This window comes from Minwuia sp. IMCC3009, assembly GCF_029909415.1.
In the GTDB taxonomy this organism is placed as follows: Bacteria; Pseudomonadota; Alphaproteobacteria; order Minwuiales; family Minwuiaceae; genus Minwuia.
Genome location: NZ_CP123781.1, coordinates 2,898,455 through 2,916,233 on the forward strand (window position 1 = coordinate 2,898,455; position 17,779 = coordinate 2,916,233).

At 67.0% G+C, this 17,779-nt stretch carries 16 protein-coding genes; 13 read left to right on the forward strand and 3 right to left on the reverse strand.

Annotated elements, in window-relative coordinates; translation table 11 throughout:
- Window positions 1-110 precede the first annotated feature (110 nt).
- The 5 genes from QGV55_RS13535 (at window position 111) to QGV55_RS13555 (ending at window position 5,057) form a co-directional block, all read left to right on the forward strand.
- Window positions 111-1,328: a glycosyltransferase gene (locus QGV55_RS13535; protein WP_281016258.1), complete on the forward strand. Its 1,218-nt coding sequence runs from the start codon at window positions 111-113 to the stop codon at window positions 1,326-1,328.
- A gap of 94 nt (window positions 1,329-1,422) precedes the next feature.
- Complete coding sequence (locus QGV55_RS13540; protein ID WP_281016257.1) at window positions 1,423-2,166, forward strand: phytanoyl-CoA dioxygenase family protein; 744 nt, start codon at window positions 1,423-1,425, stop codon at window positions 2,164-2,166.
- Between the two features lie 28 nt (window positions 2,167-2,194).
- The gene (locus tag QGV55_RS13545; RefSeq protein ID WP_281016255.1) at window positions 2,195-2,968 is read left to right on the forward strand and encodes a TylF/MycF/NovP-related O-methyltransferase; all 774 of its coding nucleotides are present in this window, start codon (window positions 2,195-2,197) and stop codon (window positions 2,966-2,968) included.
- Entirely contained in the window at window positions 2,965-4,191 is a 1,227-nt protein-coding gene (locus QGV55_RS13550; RefSeq protein ID WP_281016254.1) for a glycosyltransferase family 4 protein, read from the forward strand. Before QGV55_RS13545 ends, QGV55_RS13550 begins: the two co-directional genes overlap by 4 nt.
- Window positions 4,188-5,057, forward strand: a complete 870-nt coding sequence (locus tag QGV55_RS13555) for an SDR family oxidoreductase (RefSeq protein WP_281016253.1) — start codon at window positions 4,188-4,190, stop codon at window positions 5,055-5,057. The genes QGV55_RS13550 and QGV55_RS13555 overlap by 4 nt, the downstream gene beginning before the upstream one ends.
- Window position 5,058: 1 nt before the next feature.
- Here the strand turns inward: QGV55_RS13555 and tpiA are convergent, their stop codons facing one another.
- Window positions 5,059-5,823, reverse strand: a complete 765-nt coding sequence (tpiA, locus tag QGV55_RS13560; protein ID WP_281016252.1) for a triose-phosphate isomerase — start codon at window positions 5,821-5,823, stop codon at window positions 5,059-5,061.
- A 193-nt stretch (window positions 5,824-6,016) separates the two neighbouring features.
- Here tpiA and QGV55_RS13565 point away from each other — a divergent pair, with 193 nt between their 5' ends.
- Together QGV55_RS13565 and trpE are read left to right on the forward strand one after the other, a co-directional pair.
- Window positions 6,017-7,921 carry a SurA N-terminal domain-containing protein gene (locus tag QGV55_RS13565; protein ID WP_281016251.1) on the forward strand — a complete coding sequence of 635 codons (1,905 nt, stop codon included), beginning with the start codon at window positions 6,017-6,019 and terminating at the stop codon, window positions 7,919-7,921.
- A gap of 44 nt (window positions 7,922-7,965) precedes the next feature.
- Complete coding sequence (trpE, locus tag QGV55_RS13570) at window positions 7,966-9,489, forward strand: anthranilate synthase component I (protein ID WP_281016250.1); 1,524 nt, start codon at window positions 7,966-7,968, stop codon at window positions 9,487-9,489.
- Here trpE and QGV55_RS13575 read toward each other — a convergent pair.
- Window positions 9,473-10,354, reverse strand: a complete 882-nt coding sequence (locus QGV55_RS13575; RefSeq protein ID WP_281019964.1) for a divergent polysaccharide deacetylase family protein — start codon at window positions 10,352-10,354, stop codon at window positions 9,473-9,475. The two genes, trpE and QGV55_RS13575, sit on opposite strands and share 17 nt — an antisense overlap.
- 137 nt (window positions 10,355-10,491) lie before the next feature.
- On the opposite strand from QGV55_RS13575, the gene QGV55_RS13580 reads away from it, so the two are divergent.
- The 6 genes from QGV55_RS13580 (at window position 10,492) to lexA (ending at window position 15,552) form a co-directional block, all read left to right on the forward strand.
- On the forward strand, window positions 10,492-11,076 hold the full coding sequence (locus QGV55_RS13580; RefSeq protein WP_281016247.1) for an aminodeoxychorismate/anthranilate synthase component II: 585 nt from the start codon (window positions 10,492-10,494) through the stop codon (window positions 11,074-11,076).
- Entirely contained in the window at window positions 11,076-12,113 is a 1,038-nt protein-coding gene (gene trpD, locus QGV55_RS13585) for an anthranilate phosphoribosyltransferase (protein WP_281016246.1), read from the forward strand. The genes QGV55_RS13580 and trpD overlap by 1 nt, the downstream gene beginning before the upstream one ends.
- A 3-nt stretch (window positions 12,114-12,116) precedes the next feature.
- On the forward strand, window positions 12,117-12,950 hold the full coding sequence (gene trpC / locus QGV55_RS13590) for an indole-3-glycerol phosphate synthase TrpC (RefSeq protein WP_281016245.1): 834 nt from the start codon (window positions 12,117-12,119) through the stop codon (window positions 12,948-12,950).
- A gap of 2 nt (window positions 12,951-12,952) precedes the next feature.
- Complete coding sequence (gene moaC, locus QGV55_RS13595; RefSeq protein WP_281016244.1) at window positions 12,953-13,432, forward strand: cyclic pyranopterin monophosphate synthase MoaC; 480 nt, start codon at window positions 12,953-12,955, stop codon at window positions 13,430-13,432.
- A complete protein-coding gene (gene glp, locus QGV55_RS13600) occupies window positions 13,429-14,634 on the forward strand; it encodes a gephyrin-like molybdotransferase Glp (RefSeq protein ID WP_281016243.1) in 1,206 nt (401 codons plus the stop codon). Before moaC ends, glp begins: the two co-directional genes overlap by 4 nt.
- A 189-nt stretch (window positions 14,635-14,823) precedes the next feature.
- Window positions 14,824-15,552 (forward strand): transcriptional repressor LexA, encoded by a 729-nt coding sequence (lexA, locus tag QGV55_RS13605; RefSeq protein WP_281016242.1) that lies wholly within the window; start codon window positions 14,824-14,826, stop codon window positions 15,550-15,552.
- A gap of 33 nt (window positions 15,553-15,585) precedes the next feature.
- Here lexA and QGV55_RS13610 read toward each other — a convergent pair whose 3' ends face one another.
- Window positions 15,586-17,748, reverse strand: a complete 2,163-nt coding sequence (locus tag QGV55_RS13610) for a ComEC/Rec2 family competence protein (protein WP_281016241.1) — start codon at window positions 17,746-17,748, stop codon at window positions 15,586-15,588.
- Window positions 17,749-17,779: the final 31 nt, after the last annotated feature.

Here is a 17,779-nt window from a genome sequence, read left to right on the forward strand (position 1 = left end):
CTGCGACAATCGCGATGCTTGGCCACCGACAAGCCGTTTGCCGCCACGTGACGATTCTGCCATAGTCCCGCGCAACACCAGCCGGAACAATCGGCGCAATGGGGAATAGAATGGCGAACGGAAAAGGTTCGCGTGTCCTGATCTACAGCCACGATACTTTCGGGTTGGGACACCTGCGGCGTTGCCGGGCAATTGCCCATTCGCTGGTCGAGAACAACAAGAACCTGTCGGTGCTGATACTGTCGGGTTCGCCGATCATCGGCAGCTTCGACTTTCGCGCCCGCGTGGATTTCGTGCGCGTCCCCGGTGTCATCAAGCTGCGCAACGGCGAATATACCTCGCTGAACCTGCATCTGGATATCGAGGACATGCTGGCGCTGCGCGCGTCGATCATCCAGCACACGGCGGAAAGCTTCGATCCCGACATCTTCATCGTCGACAAGGAACCGCTGGGCCTGCGGGGCGAGGTCATGCCGACGCTGGAGATGCTGAAGAAGCGCGGCACCCGGCTGGTACTCGGCCTGCGCGACGTCATGGACGAACCGAAGCTGCTGGTACCCGAATGGCAGCGCAAGAACGTGCTGCCGGCGCTGGAAGACCTGTACGACGACATCTGGGTCTATGGCCTGCCGCAGATCTGCAACCCGCTGGAAGGACTGGAAATTCCGGAGAGCGTGTCGCGCAAGATGGTCTACACCGGTTATCTGCCCCGGCGGCCGAGCACCGCGCCTTCCGTTTCCCTGCCGGAGATCACCAACCGCCCGTTCCTGCTCGTCACGACCGGTGGTGGCGGTGACGGCGATGCGCTGATCGACTGGGTCCTGCGCGCCTATGAGACCGATCCGCTGCTGCCCTATCCGGCGCTGCTGGCGCTTGGTCCCTTCATGGCCCCGGAACTGCAGGCCGGGTTCCATGAACGTGCCGCGAAGCTGGACAGGGTGGAGGCCATTACCTTCGACCCGCATTTCGAGAACCTGATGGCCAGCGCGGCAGGGGTGGTCGCCATGGGCGGCTACAACACCTTCTGCGAGGTGCTCTCGCTGGACAAGCGCGCCATCATCGTGCCGCGCAGCGTGCCCCGGATGGAACAGACGATCCGCGCGGAACGCGCTGCGGCGCTCGGCCTGGTGCAGATGACACCGCTGGACGATGACCGCGACCCGGAGGTCATGGCCGCCGCGATCCGTGCCCTGCCGCGCCAGAAGAAGCCTTCCGACATCGTCGTCCCCGGCCTGCTGGAGGGCCTGACCAACGTCAACCGCCTGGCCGCGCCATGGCTGGACCGGAAGGGGAAGGTCAGGACCAGTGCCGTGCGGAAGATGTTCTGAACGGTTCCGCCGCCCGTGTGACCCTGCCCCTGCGACGATCCGACCGTGGTCCACCGGACTTTGCGTTTCATCCATCAGGGACTAAATACGCCTCATGGCGATCAATGATTTCATCGAAGCACAGCAGTTCGTGCCCGCCGAAGCAGGCGATCTGCTGACGGTAGAGCAGGCGGAGCAGTACAACAGGGACGGCTACGTCATCCTGAAGGACTGGATCCCGCAGGCTCAACTCGCGCGGATACGCCCGGATGTGGAACGGCTGGTGGCGGAGAACCATCGTCGGCAGAAGGACATCAACACGAAGTCCGCTGCGGTCGATGAGATGATGCGTTCCGACCGGATCCAGGGCCTGATCGAGGCGGCAAACGGGCCGTCCACGCTGCTGCAGAGCTTCGCATTCACCAAGCTGCCGCAGGAAGTGCGGACCAAGCACTGGCACCAGGATGGTGTCTACTGGGGTCTGAGCGATTCCCGCGTGTGCTGTGTCTTCGTGCCCATGACGGCGACGAACGAGGACAATGGCTGCATCTGGATGGTTCCCGGCACCCACAAGCTGGGACGCATCTTTCACGATGTGGCCACTGACGAGTTCGGGCTGGAGAACCTGCGCTGCGAGATGAGCGCGTTCCGCGAACCGGTGCCGATGGTGCTGGAGGCCGGTGACGCCGTCCTGGCGCACACCTACACGGTCCATGCCTCGTTCCACAATCGTACCGATGAACCGCGGATCAGCCTCGGCTTCCACTTCCGCAACGTGGCGACGGAACTGCAATTGCCCGCACCCTACCGTCGGGAGCAGGAACGTCGCCTTGGTCGTGATCCGGCCCGCGCGGCCTGAACGACAGGCGGTCCAGACAATGGTCAACATGAAACTGAAGAAGCTGGCCCTGCGCTACGGCTACGACTTCACGTTCCGCAAGCTGCCGCAGCACGGGTTGCGCAACCGGCAGATGAAGCTGCCGCGGGACATGGAGCCGATCTTCAGCGAGATCTTCGGCAAGGTGGGCGACCACACCCTGACCACACCGGACTGCGTTCACGCGCTCTATGCCGCCACGAAACATGTGGTGGAGCAGGACATTCCCGGCGATTTCGTCGAATGCGGCGTCTGGCAGGGCGGAAGTGCCATGACCATGGCGCTGACCCTGCTGCACATGGGCGTCACCGACCGCAACATCTACCTCTATGACACCTACACCGGCATGGTGAAACCGGAGGAGATCGACATCCGCCAGCGCGATGGATCGGACACGATCAGCCGCTGGGAGATGCAGCAGCGCGATGACCACAACGAATGGTGCTACGCGCCCATCGATCAGGTGAAGGCCAATCTGGCCAGCACCGGCTATCCGGAGGACCGGCTGATCTACGTGAAGGGCGTGGTGGAGGAAACCATTCCGGAGGTTGCGCCGGACCGGATCGCCCTGCTGCGGCTGGACACCGACTGGTACCGGTCCACCCGCCACGAACTCGATCATCTCTATCCGCGGCTCACCACCGGCGGCTTCCTGATCATCGACGACTATGGGGCCTATGCCGGCGCGCGTCAGGCCACGGACGAATATTTCGCCGAGAAGGGCAATCGCCCCTACCTGAACCGCATCGACACGGCCGCACGGATTGCGGTCAAGCCGGCTTGAGCACTGCCCCTCCCGCGACCGGGCGGGTGGCCTTCGTCCTGAAGGGCTATCCCCGGCTTTCGGAGACCTTCATCGCCCAGGAGATCCTGGCGCTGGAACAGCGCGGCCTGGCCATCGACATCTGGTCCCTGCGCCATCCGACCGATACGACAAGCCATCCCGTGCATCAGGACATCGCGGCCCCGGTCAGCTATCTGCCCGAATATCTGCGCGATGAGCCTGCACGGGTCCGCCAGGCGTGGCGCACATGTTCCGCCTGGCCGACCTGGCAGGCTGCCACTGCCCTGTTCGGGCGGGACTACCGGCGCGATCCGACCGTGAACCGTGTGCGCCGCTTCGGGCAGGCCGTGGTGCTGGCCGCCGAACTGCCGCCGTCGGTCACCCGCCTGCACGCCCATTTCCTGCACACTCCGGCCTCCACCACCCGCTATGCCGCGCTGCTGAAGGGGCTGCCGTGGAGTGTCTCCGCGCATGCCAAGGACATCTGGACCAGCCCGGCGTGGGAGAAGCGGGAGAAACTTGCCGACTGCGCCTTCGCCGTGACCTGCACCGCAGCGAATGCCGATCATCTGGCCGAACTGGCACCGGAAGGGCGGGTCAGTCTGGTCTATCACGGGCTTGACCTGACGCGTTTTCCCCCTGCCCCCGCTACGCGTCCCGCGAACCCTGTGCCGGTCATCCTGTCCGTCGGGCGGGCGGTCACGAAGAAGGGCTATCCGGTGCTGCTGAAGGCGCTGGCGGAGATCGGTCTGCCTTGGCGGTTCATCCATATCGGGGGCGGGGAGCAACTCGCCGAACTGAAACAGCAGGCGGAAGCGCTTGGCATTGCCGACCGGATCGACTGGCGCGGCCCGCAACCGCAGCAGGCGGTGCTGGAGGCCTGCCGACAGGCGGACCTGTTCGTGCTGGCCAGCCGGATCGCCGATGATGGTGACCGGGACGGCCTGCCCAATGTGCTGATGGAGGCGCAGAGCCAGGGGCTGCCGGTGGTCGCCACCGCTGTCTCGGCCATCCCGGAGCTGGTGCGGGACGGGGAGACCGGTCTGCTGGTCCCCCCTGACGATCCGCAGGCGCTGGCCGCTGCGCTGTCACGGATGCTGCGTGATCCGGCGGCACGAAAGGCCATGGGTCAGGCAGGTGAGGCCAGGGTCCGGTCAGCCTTTGATCTGGACCGATGCATTGACCGGCTGGCCGCGAAATTCGGATTGGAGGCACGGGAATGAGGCTGTTCTGTTTCGGATATGGCTTCTCCACCAAGACCCTGGCACCACAGCTGCGCCAGCGCGGCTTCTCGATCGCGGCAACCGAGCGGACGGCCGGGTCCCTGCCCGCTGATGTGGCAGGGGTGGCCTTCGACGGGCGTGCCCCACTGCCCGACGGGGCGCTGGATGGCGTCACCCACATTGTTGCGTCGATCCCCCCGGACGATGACGGCGATCCGGTACTGCGCCACGCACGCGGGCAGATCCTCGCCTGTGCGACGTTGGAGTGGGTGGCCTATCTCTCCACCACCGGGGTCTATGGCGACCGGCAGGGTGGCTGGGTGGACGAAACCGGGGAACTGAAGCCCGCCGGGCGGCGCGGGGAACGGCGGGTGCTGGCGGAACGGCAATGGCTGGACCTGCAGGACGAAACCGACGCCGCCGTTCAGATCTTCCGCCTCGCCGGAATCTACGGCCCCGGACGCAATGGTTTCAGGGCCCTGCGGGAGGGTACCGCACGGCGGGTGATCCGGGACGGTCAGGTATTCTCCCGCATCCATGTCGCGGATATCGCCCGGACCCTGCTGGCCTCCATCGACCGCCCCCGGCGCGCGGGCATCTACAACGTCTGCGATGACGAACCGGCACCGCCGCAGGATGTGGTGGAATTCGCGGCCAATCTGCTGGGCATGCCTGTCCCGCCCGACACCCCGTTCGAGGAGGCCAACCTGAGCCCGATGGGCCGCAGCTTCTATGGGGAGAGCAAACGGGTCAGCAATGATCTGATCAAGTCGGAACTGGGTGTGAAGCTGCAGTACCCGGACTATCGCAGCGGTCTGCGGGCCGTCCTGGCGCAGGAACAGGACGACGCCAAACAGCCAGGCTGATCTATTCCCTGACGGGTGCCGCCGCCGCGATGCTCAGGAAATCGGCCGCCTTCAGGCTGGCACCGCCCACCAGGGCGCCATCGACCCCCTCGAGCGCGAGCAGTTCAGCGGCGTTGCCCGGCTTTACCGAGCCGCCATAGAGGATCCGCAGGGTATCGACGTCGCCGATCCGGGCCGCCGCCGTGGCACGGATCGCCGCATGGGCCTCCACGATGTCATCGGTGGACGGGGTCAGGCCGGTGCCGATGGCCCAGACAGGCTCGTAGGCAACGACCGTGTTCACCATCGTGGCACCTTCCGGCAGCGAGCCGCTGACCTGCCGCTGCAGCACCGCCAGGGTCTCGCCCGCGCGCCGCTCCGCCTCCGTCTCGCCGACACAGACGATGGCGATCAGACCGGCGCGCAGCGCAGCCTCCGCCTTGGCCTTGACGATAGCGTCGGTTTCACCGTGATCCGTGCGCCGTTCCGAATGGCCGACGATGACGTGGCTGCCGCCCAGATCGGCGATCATCTCCGCCGACACATCGCCGGTGTGTGCGCCACTGACCTCCGCGTGGCAGTCCTGTCCCGCGACGGCCACGCGGTCGGCAATGCCTCGTTCGAACAGCGTGATGCGCAGGGGCGAGATCAGGGTCGCGGGCGGCGCGATCAGCAGATGCACATGTGCGGCGACCGAGAGCCCTTCGGCGAGTGCCGTGGCTTCGCGCGCAGCATCACCGGCAAGGCCGTTCATCTTCCAGTTTCCCGCGATCAGCATCTTGCGCATGTCCTGCCCCCGTCAATTCAGCCCGTTCACCAACCCCAAGCATCCGCTGTCGGGGCCGCCAAGCCAACCGATTCGCGCCCCGCAGCCCAAATCCGCCTGATCCCGCCGAGAACGCGCCTTCCGCAGGTTGCGGATGCACCGCCTGATGCGTAATGTCCGCCATCCTCAATATCACGGACATCAGCGGCGGATCATGATCAGCAATCTCGGCAAGGGCGCAGGCAAGTGGGTCGTACGAATCCTGCTGGTCCTGCTCATTCTCAGTTTCGCCTTCTGGGGGATCAACGACTACATCACCGGCCCGACCAATCCGCCGGTGGCGGACGTCGGCGGGGAAGTGATCGACGCCAGCACGTTCGCGAACGAGGCGAGCCGCCGCCTGCGCCTGCTCCAGCAACAGCAGAACATGGTGCTGCAGCCGCGCGAGGCACTGGCATTCGGCATCTATGACCAGGTGCTGTCGTCGCTGATCGACCGCCGGACGCTGAACCTGCGGGCGACGGAACTCGGCCTTGCCGTGCCGGACTCCGCCGTCAGTGCGGCGGCCCACGCCAACCCGAACTTCCAGAACCAGCTCGGCCAGTACGATCCTGTCCGGTTCGAGCAGGTGATCCGCCAGCTTGGCTACCGCTCCCCCAATGCCTTCGCCGAGGATCTGCGCGGTGACCTGATCCGTCGTCAGATCCAGGCATCCGTGACTGCCGGGCTGGAGGTGGGCGTCAATGCCTACGCCAGGGCCCTGTTCGCGTTCCAGAACGAGGCGCGGAACATCCGTTTCATCTCCGTGCCGAATGACCGTCTGGCCGACACGGCACCGCCGAGCGAGAACGATCTGACGACCTATCACGAAGCCCACCCGGAGCTGTTCTCCACCCCGGAACGCCGTCGCATCCTGCTGATCGACCTGTCCCCCGAGATCATCGCCCAGGATATCGTCGTGGATGACGCGGAGATCGAGCAGGCCTATCAGGATCAGATCGCCAGCTTCAGCGTTGCGGGTTCCCGCACGGTGGATCAGGCGATCTTCCCGGACGAGGATGCGGCCAACGCCGTGCTGGCCAGCGTGAACGAGGGCCTGTCCTTCGCTGCCGCCGTGGAGAAGCAGAACGGCAACGCACCGACCAGCCTGGGCACCGTGCGCCCCGGCGACGTACCGGGTGATCTCGGCGACGCCGTGTTCAACGCGTCGGTCGGTGAGGTTGCCGGACCGGTGCAGACCGCCTTTGGCTGGCATCTGGTGCAGGTCACCGAGGTGACGGAGGCGACCACGCGACCGCTTGCGGAGGTGCGCGAGGAATTGCTGAACGCCATCCGGATCGAGCACGCGCTGGAACGCGTCATTGATCTCGGTAACCAGGTCGAGGACGAACTGGCTGGTGGCAACCGGTTGCGCGCTGTCGGCGATGCCGTCGGTGTCGCGGTGCGGGAGATTGGTCCCATTGACCGCAATGGTGTCGACATGAACGGCGCGGAACTGGATACGCCGCTGCCGCCGCAGGCTCTCGAGATAGCCTTCGCGCAGACCCAGGACGAGGACCTGGAGCGGCATGAAACCAGCGATGGCGGCTACTTCGTTGTCGAGGTCGTGGAGGTCATGGAACCGGAACTGCGCCCCTTCGCCGAGGTGGAAACGGAAGTGACAGCGGCATGGCGGGCAGAGAACCTGGCCAAAGCTGCCGCCGACGTGCGCAACAAGTTGCTGGAGCGCCTGCAGGCAGGCACCACGCTTGACGGACTGGCCAGCGAGTTCGATGTGACGGTGCAGACCGCAGACAGCGTGACCCGCCAGGGCGGCGCACCGGAGCTGGCGGGCAACCTGCGCTCGGTCGTCTTCTCGGCCCAGGCCGGAGACCATGCGGCCGGTGCGCACGCCAGCGAACCCGCCCAGGTCCTGGCCGAGGTTGTGGAGATCGTCGAGGCCAATCCGCTCGAGAGTGCTGGCCAGATTGCGGCACTGGAGGCCGCCATCGGTGAATCCATGGCCGAGGATGCCTTCGCCACCTATCAGCAGCAGTTGCGGGACGAGTTCGGCGTCGGGGTCAATCGCCAGGCGATGATCCAGGCCATCGATCCGGCCCTGCTGCGCGACATCGAATAGCGGTCGCGGCCGACCGGCCCGACCCGATCAGGAGAGCCTGAGCCATGGCCTTCACACCAAGCGCGGATGACTTTGCCACCCGGTATGACGCGGGTGAGGGCCAGGTGGTCTGGACCGAGATCGTCGCCGACCTGGAAACCCCGGTTTCCGCCTTCATGAAGCTGGCGGACGGCCGCCCGAACGTCTTCCTGCTGGAATCGGTGGAAGGTGGCGCCGTGCGCGGTCGCTATTCCTTCATCGGCATGAAGCCGGACCTGATCTGGCGCGCGCATGGCAACAGCGCCGAGATCAACCGCTCCGCCCGGTTCGACCCGGACGCGTTCGAGCCCTGTGCCGAACCGACGCTGGAGAGCTTCCGCAAGCTTGTGGCGGAGATGCATATCGACATGCCGCACCAGTTGCCGCCCATGTCGGCGGGGCTGTTCGGCTACATGGCCTACGACACCGTGAAGCTGATGGAACGGCTGCCCGCCGCCAACAGGGACGTGCTGGGTGTGCCCGACGCGCTGTATGTGCGCCCGACCGTCATCGCCATCTTCGATTCCGTGCGCGACATGGTCAGCATCGTGACACCGGTCTGGCCGCAGCCCGGCGTCGGCGCACGCCAGGCCTACAACCGGGCCTGCGAGCGGCTGGCGGATACGGTGGCCGATTTCGAACGCGCCCTGCCCTACAGCCGCAGCGGCGTGGACAATCTGGCAAGCCTGCCGGAGCCGAAGTCCAACATGACCCGGCCCGAGTACTACGCCATGGTGGAGAAGGCGAAGGAGTACATCCGCGCCGGCGACATCTTCCAGGTGGTGCCGTCGCAGCGCTTCGAGGTGCCATTCGAACTGCCGCCGTTCGCGCTCTACCGCGCCCTGCGCCGGACCAATCCCTCGCCGTTCCTGTACTACCTGAATTTCGGCGATTTCTCCGTCGTCGGTTCCAGCCCGGAGATCCTGGTGCGCGTGCGCGATGGCCTGGTCACGGTCCGCCCGCTTGCCGGAACCCGACCGCGCGGAGCGACCCCGGCGGAGGATCTGGCGCTGGAGAAGGAGCTGCTTGCCGATCCGAAGGAACTGGCGGAACACCTGATGCTGCTCGACCTGGGCCGCAACGACGTGGGCCGTGTGGCGAAGATCGGCACCGTGAAGGTGACCGAGGAGTTCGCCATCGAACGCTACAGCCAGGTCATGCACATTGTCTCCAACGTGGAAGGGGAGATGGACCCGGCGCATGATGCGCTGGACGCCCTGATCGGCGGCTTCCCGGCCGGCACCGTCAGCGGTGCGCCGAAGATCCGCGCCATGGAGATCATCGACGAGCTGGAGAGTGACAAGCGCCACCTCTACGCGGGGGGCATCGGCTATTTCTCGGCCAGCGGTGCCATGGACACGGCAATCGTGCTGCGCACCGCCATCGTCAAGGACGGGGTCATGCATGTGCAGGCCGGCGGCGGCGTGGTCGCCGACAGTGACCCGGAAGCCGAGTATCAGGAGACGGTGAACAAGGCCAAGGCCCTGATGCGCGCGGCGGAGGAAGCCGTCCGCTTCGCCCAGAGCGGTGGCGTCAACGCGCCGCGCTGACCTGCACCAGATCGGAGAGCCGAACCAGGCGGAACCGTGTCCGGTCGAGGTTCGCGACGAATGCGTCCAGCGCATCCAGTGTCCGCCGGTGCGGGTGCCCTATGGCGATGGCCTGCCCGGTCGCTGACGCAATCTCCAGCGTACGCCGCAACTGCGCCGCCGCCATCGCGCCTGTACCATCAGCGTCCAGAAACACGTCGCGCGACAGCGTCGGCAGTCCGGCCTGTTCCGCCGCCCCTGCGGCGACAGTGTCCGCCGTGGTCCGGGAATCCAGGAAGAACAGGCCCCGCCCCGCCAGCCGCGCCATGATCCGGTCCATGGCCTCCCGGTCCGCCGTCAGCCGGCTGCCCATGTGGTTGTTCATGCCATCCAGCCGGTCGAATTTCGCCAGTGCCGCGTCCAGACGGGCGATTTGCTCCGCCGGTGGCTGATCCGCCAGCAGTGCTCCGGGACCGGGATTTGCCGGGCCGATCGGCTCCATCGGCATGTGCAGCAGGACAGTGCGCCCCGCCCCGCGTGCGCCGTTCGCCAGTTCGCGCACATTGTCGGCATAGGGCAGGAAGGCGAAGGTCACGGCGACCGGCAGGCCGGAGGCGCGTTTCAGGGCGGCCCGGTCCGGCCCCATGTCGTCCAGCACGATGGCAATGCGCGCGCGACCGTCGGTTTCACGCGACGGGACGGTCGCGGTCAGTCGCGGGAAGATCGCCACCAGCCGGTCCAGTGCCGGACTGCCGTCGGGCGCTCTGGCATCCATCCGCTGACCCGGGTGAAGCACCGTCGGCTCCACCACCCGGTCCGGCCAGAACAGCGCCAGCGCCAGCACGCCGAGGGCCAGCAGCAGAACGCCAAGCCCCAATCGACGCACCTGTCGCGTCCTTCCACCCCTGCCCTGATGCTGCGACATGCTTGACGCCCCGCGTTCGCACTGTTTTCTTGACGCCGCCCTGACGGTGCGGCGGAATTCGGCGCGCCCTCCGGCGCTGTTCGCCTGGGACCGACACCATGATTCTGCTGATCGATAACTATGACAGTTTCACCTATAACCTCGTTCACTATCTGGGCGAACTGGGTGCCAGGGTCACAGTCTGGCGAAACGACATGATCAGCGTGGAGGATGCACTCGCCCTGAAGCCGGAGGCAGTGGTGCTTTCCCCCGGCCCCGGTCGGCCGGAGAGTGCCGGCATCTCCCTTGATCTGGTGCGCAATGCGCCTGCGGATCTGCCGATCTTCGGCGTCTGCCTGGGCCACCAGACCATCGGGCAGGCCTTCGGTGCCGAGGTCGTGCGCGCCGAAGAACTGATGCATGGCAAGATGTCCAGGGTCCACCACGCGGGCACGGGCGTCTTCGAGGGGCTGCCCGACGGCTTCTCCGCCACGCGCTACCATTCGCTCACCGTCGCGCCGGCCAGTGTGCCGGACGTGCTGGAGGTCACCGCCCGCACCGAGGATGGGGTGATCATGGGCCTGCAGCATCGGGACCGCCCGGTGCACGGGGTCCAGTTCCACCCGGAGAGCATTGCCTCGGAGCATGGCCATGCATTGCTCGGCAACTTCCTGAATTCTGCCGGACTGAAGAGGGCAGCCTGATGACCAACGAGATCGAGACCTTCAAGGGGCTGATCGGCCGCGTGGCCGAGCGCCAGGAACTTTCCGTGGAGGATGCCCGCACCGCCTTCGACATCATGATGTCCGGCGATGCCACGCCGTCGCAGATGGGCGCATTCCTGATGGCGCTGCGGGTGCGTGGTGAAACGGTCGATGAACTGACCGGCGGCGCCATGGCCATGCGGGCCAAGGCCCAGGGCATCACCGCCCCGGCCAACGCCATCGACACCTGCGGCACCGGCGGCGATGCCAAGGGCACATGGAACGTCTCCACCGCGGTCAGCTTCGTGCTGGCGGCCCATGACATTCCGGTGGCCAAGCACGGCAATCGCGCCCTGTCCTCCAAGACCGGTGCGGCGGACGTGCTGACCGCGCTGGGCGTCAACATCGAATGCCCGTTCCCGCTGGTGGAGAAGTCTCTCAGGGATGCCTGCATCGGGTTCCTGATGGCCCCGCGCCATCACGGTGCGATGCGCCACGTCGGCCCGACACGGGTGGAACTGGGGACACGCACGATCTTCAACCTGCTTGGACCGCTGTCCAACCCGGCAGGTGCAAAGCGTCAGATCATGGGCGTGTTCGCGAAGCAGTGGGTCGAGCCTCTGGCCCATGTGCAGAACCAGCTTGGCGCAGACCGTGTCTGGGTCATGCATGGCGCGGACGGCATGGATGAACTGACCACCACCGGTGTTACCCACGTGGCCGAACTGGCGAACGGCCAGGTCCGCACCTTCGACGTCACCCCGGAAGACGCCGGTCTGGCCGTCGCATCACCGGATGACCTGAAAGGCGGGGAACCGGCTGAGAACGCGGCAGCCCTGCGCGGGGTGCTGCAGGGGCAGAAGAATGCCTTCCGCGACATCGTGCTGCTGAACGCCGCCGCCGGTCTGATCGTTGCCGAGAAGACGGAGACCCTGCGTGAGGGCGCGGCAATGGCGGCAGAGGTGCTGGACAACGGCAGGGCGCTGGCACGGCTGGAGCAGCTTGTCGCCATCTCCAATGAAACCGGAGGGGCCTGAGGCATGACGACGGACACCGGCACGGTTCTCGACCGCATCTGCGCCGACAAGCGTGAGCATATCGCCGCCTGCAAGGCAGAACGTCCGCTGGCCGCCGTCGAGGCTGCCGCCCGGGCGGCGGATGCGCCCCGGGGCTTCATCGCTGCGCTGGAGCGGGACCAGGCGGCCGGGCGCTACGGGCTGATCACGGAGATCAAGAAGGCATCCCCGTCGAAGGGACTGATCCGCGCCGACTTCGATCCGCCGTCGCTGGCCCGCGCCTATGAGGCAGGCGGCGCATCGTGCCTGTCGGTACTGACCGACATTCCCTACTTCCAGGGCGCGGACGGCTATCTGGTCGCGGCACGGACCGCCGTGTCGCTGCCTGCGCTGCGCAAGGACTTCATGCTCGACACCTACCAGGTGGCGGAGGCACGGGCACTCGGGGCCGACTGCATCCTGCTGATCATGGCGGCGCTGTCGGACGGTCAGGCGAAGGAACTGGAGGACGCGGCCCTCGGCTGGGGCATGGATGTCCTGGTGGAGGTGCATGACATCGGCGAACTCGAACGGGCCCGCACCCATCTGAAGAGCCGCCTGATCGGCATCAACAACCGCAATCTCAAGACCCTCGACGTCAGCCTGGAGACCACCATCGCCTGCGCCCGCGCCCTGCCGGACGATTGTGTCGCCGTCAGCGAGAGTGGCCTGAACAGCCGCGCCGATCTGGACCGCATGGCCGAAGCGGGCTGCCGCAGCTTCCTGATCGGGGAGAGCCTGATGCGTCAGGATGATGTTTCCGCCGCCGTTCAGGCGCTGCTGCGGGATCCGGCCGCCGCCCTGCAGGCAGCGTCCTGACCATGTCCGGTTTCACCCATTTCGACGACAAGGGTGCCGCCCGCATGGTCGATGTCGGGGACAAGGACGAGACCGAGCGCACGGCCACCGCGGAGGCGCGGATCGTCATGCAGCCGGAGACGCTGGCGCTGATCCGGGAAGGCCGGGCAAAGAAGGGCGATGTGCTGGGTGTCGCGCGACTGGCCGGGATCATGGGGGCGAAGAAGACGCCGGACCTGATCCCGCTCTGCCACCCGCTCGCCCTGACCAATGTCGAACTGGAACTGACCACGGAAGACACGCCCGACCCCGCCGTCGTCATCCGCGCCACCTGTCGGCTGCGGGGCAAGACCGGCGTGGAGATGGAGGCGCTGACCGCCGCCTCCGTCGCCGCCCTGACCGTCTATGACATGTGCAAGGCCGTGGACCGGGGCATGGAGATCCGGAACGTGCGGCTGCTGTTCAAGGACGGCGGCAAGTCCGGGCGCTACGTGGCGCCATGATCCCCGTCGCGGAAGCACGCACGCGGATCCTGGCGCAGATGCCGCAGATGCCTGCCGAGTGGATCTCGATCGCCGAGGCTGATGGCCGCGTGCTGGCCGAACCGGCCATTGCCCAGCGCACCCAGCCGCCCGCCGACCTCTCGGCCATGGATGGGTATGCGGTCCTGGGATCGGATGTCGTATCTGCCGGGGCCAGCCTGACATGCATCGGTGAGTCGGCGGCGGGCCACGCCTTCGACGGCGAGGTGAAACCGGGCGAGTGCGTCCGCATCTTCACAGGTGCCCCCCTGCCCCCGGGCACCGACACGATCCTGATCCAGGAAGATGCCGAGGTTTCAGGCACCACGGTCGTGACCACGGAGGCCCTGAAGACTGGCACCTACGTGCGTCGCGCCGGGCTGGACTTCCGTGCCGGTGAAACAGGTCTTCAGCCGGGCCGGGACATTGGTCCCCGCGACCTCGGCCTGCTTGCCGCGATGAATGTGCCCTGGGTCGGCGTGCGCAGGCGTCCGCGTATCGCGCTGCTCTCGACCGGTGACGAGCTCGTGCGGCCGGGCGAGTCGCTGGGTCCGAACCAGATCGTCTCCTCCAACGCCATTTCGCTGGCGGCGCTGGTCCGCCGCGCCGGGGCGGAACCGGTCGATATCGGCATCGCGGAGGACCGGCCCGACGCGCTGGCGGAGGCAGCCGCCCGAGCAGTCGGCTGCGACATGCTGGTGACGCTCGGCGGGGCCTCCGTCGGTGACCACGACCTGGTGCAGGACGTGCTGGGGGACAAGGGGCTGGCGCTGGACTTCTGGCGCATTGCCATGCGTCCCGGCAAGCCGCTGATGTTCGGGCAGTTCGGTGACGTGCGCCTGCTGGGCCTGCCCGGCAACCCGGTCTCCGCCGTGGTCTGCGGCCTGCTGTTCCTGCGCCCCGCCATCCGCCGGATGCTGGGGGCGGAGGATGTGGAACCGGAGGTCCGCACGGCGACGCTGGGCCGCGATCTCGGCACCAACGACCGGCGGGAGGACTATCTGCGCAGCGAACTGCATCTCGACGCGGAGGGGCATGCGACCGTCACCCCCTTTGCGCGCCAGGACTCATCGATGCTGCATGTCCTCTCCCGCGCCGGAGCACTCGCCATACGTGCACCCCACGCGGAGGCGCTGAAGGCCGGAAGCCCGATTCCCTATATCCCCCTGACCGGGATGATCTGAGACCCGGCGGCGGAACCACATGGGGACCAACGCCGGGTTGAAACAGGAACATTGACGGAATTCCGGAACTTTCATAGAACATAGGCGGTCTAACCAAGTGATTCGTTTCGGGTTTCACGACCCGGACCGGCCGTGCGGAAGGACGAACCAGCAACGCACACACAGATGTGCCCTCAGCGGGGGATCGCCATGCTGACCCGGAAACAGCACGAACTGCTTCTGTTCGTGGACAGTCACCTGAACGAGAATGGTGTCTCACCGTCATTCGACGAGATGAAGGACGCCCTGAACCTGAAGTCCAAGTCGGGCATTCACCGCCTGATCTCGGCGCTGGAGGAACGGGGCTTCATCCGTCGCCTGCCTCATCGCGCCCGCGCACTGGAAGTCCTGCGCTTGCCGGACGCCGCCACTCCCGCGGGCCGCCGCGCCTCCGGGGAGCCGGTGCTGAGCTCCAGCGGTTTCCGGCCGACGGTGGTCAACAACCCGGATCTGCCGCTGTCCTCCGCGCCGCCGCCCACTTCCCGCGCCGCCAGCGATACGGTCAGCCTGCCACTCTATGGCCGGATTGCCGCCGGCACACCGATCGAGGCCCTGCGCGACCATTCGAACTATGTCGATGTACCGTCCCACATGGTCGGACGCGGCGAACATTACGCACTGGAAGTCGCCGGTGACTCCATGATCAACGCTGGCATTCTCGACGGCGACACGGTGATCGTGGAACGCGGCGACGTAGCAGAAAATGGCAGCATCGTCGTGGCCCTGGTGGAGGGGGAGGAAGTCACCCTGAAACGCCTGCGCCGTCGCAGCAACGCCATCGCGCTGGAGCCGGAGAACCCGGCCTACGAGACGCGGATCTATCGCCCCGACCAGGTACGGGTCCAGGGACGTCTCGTGGCCCTGTTCCGGCAATATTGAGCCTGGCAGTCCGGAACAGACCGCGCGGCGGCATCATTGTCGCCAGTAGTGTTCGCTGCGCGGTATCGGTCGCCACACCCAGGGGCGGTCGCCCCGATGGGCGTTGACCGACTGGACCGAGGGGCCTGAACGGGCGCTGAGGTGCAGCGTGTGCGGCCCATCGCGCCAGAGGTCGAAGAAGTCCACGACCACCCGCGCCGATGGGCAGCGCCCACGCACCGGGACCGTGGCAATCACCACATCCGCGCGACCGCAGTCGTCGCGCACCGCGCGCTCGTCCACCGGCAGCGCGATCATCCAGCCGTCGCGGCGCAGGATGCAGCCCAGCAGGTCGCAGCGCAGACTGCCGTCGGCGCTGGCGCCGTCCAGTGGCCAGCGACCGCCCGGTTCCGAAGTACCGGAGCGCGCCAGCCATTGCTGCGCCACGAACTTCTCCCGCCGCAGCGTCGACAGCAGCAGCCCGCCGTCCTGCGCGGTGACGGCAGCAAGGCGACCGTCGCCAGTGACCCGGACCAGCGGGGCATCCGCCACATAGGGACTCGCCATCCCGAGCAGGATCGCCAGCCAGCCGAGGTTCCGCCAGCCCCCTGACCAGAGGCACAGCCAGAGTCCGCCGAGGGTCACCGTGACCAGTCCGGCGGCAGGCATGGCGGGCACCAGCCGTACCGCCCCCTCCAGCGCCGCCACGCCATGCGCGATCCGAAGGATCAGGTCGATCCCCTGGCCCATCAGCCAGAGCGGCGCGGCCTCCAGCCCCAGCGGCATGGCGATCAGGGCAAGCGTCCCGGCAGGCATGACCCAGAAGCCCGTGACCGGCACGGCGGCCAGGTTGGCAATGACGCCATAATCCGCAACCCGTCCGAAGTGGTAGATCGCGAAAGGTGCGGTCGCCAGACCGGCGATGACCGTGGTGACACCGACCCCGGCAAGATAGATCAGCATCCGGCCTGCGGGCCCCGTCTCCCGCGTCCGGTGCAGCATGCGGTCGCCAAACCGCTCGTAGGCCGCGACGAGGGCGGTCACGGCGGCGAAGGACATCTGGAAACCCGGCTCCGTCAGGGCCTCCGGCGTCATCAGCAGCACCGCGAGCGCCGCGATGGCCACGGTCCGCAGGGAGATCGCGCGTCTGTCGGTCAGAACCGCCAGCATCACCAGCGCCACCATGATGAAGGCGCGGATGGTCGGCACCGATGCACCGGTCAGCACCAGATAGAACAGGCCGCCGAACAGCGCGGCGACGGCAGCGATCTTCTTGATCGGCCAGTTCAGGGCAATGGACGGTCGCAGGGCCAGGCCGAAGCGGATCAGCCAGAACAGGAAACCGCTGACCAGCCCCATGTGCAGCCCGGAGATGGCGAGCAGGTGCGCCAGCCCGGCGTCCCGCAGCGCCTGGGTGTCGTCCCCCGGAATGCCGCCCCTGTCTCCGATCAGCAGCGCCACCGCCACGCCACCAGCCGCACCCCCCAGAACGGTCCTGATCCGCGCCGCCATGTGATCGCGCAGCCGAGGCAAGGCCTGGTCCGCGGCTGATCCGGGTTCAACGACCCGAACCGGTCCAAGGGCGTAGCCACTGCCGCCGATGCCCCGGAAGAACGCATGACGCTGGAAATCGAACGCCCCCGGTTCCACCGGTGGCGATGGGGGCAGCAGATTGGCCAGAACTTCGACAAGGTCGCCTGGCCGCGCCGTATCGCCGTGGGTGCGGATCGTCACCCGTACCCGATGCGGCAGATCGTCGGCGTGCAGCTTCCCGAACGCAGAAGGCCGGATCGTCAGGCGCGTGTCCCCCTCCCGCAGCTCGACCCGCTCCACCACGCCGGAAAGCTGCGACGGGCCGATCTCGGCTGGCAGGACCGGGGCGGCAACCAGCAGTGTCCGCAGGACAGCCGCCGCCAGCCCCAGGGCAACGAGACCGAACACAAGCGCGACCGGGGCCAGGGCGGTACCGCGGAGCTGCCACATGGCGAACAGGGCCAGCAGAGCGATGACGGCGGCAAGGGGCCAGTCCGGCTCGACGGGGAGCGCGAAGTAGACGCCGATCCCGCTGGCGAACACCACGGGCAGCCAGAAGAACAGGCGTCCACGCTCCTGCGCCAGCAGGGCACCGAGGGTATCCACGGGACGCGCGAGGGCGGCCCCGCTGATTGCCACCATCGTTCCCAGTCGTCTCGTCACCTGCCGGGCGATGTGATACATGACCGCCTCCCGCCCGGGACTTTATGTCTTT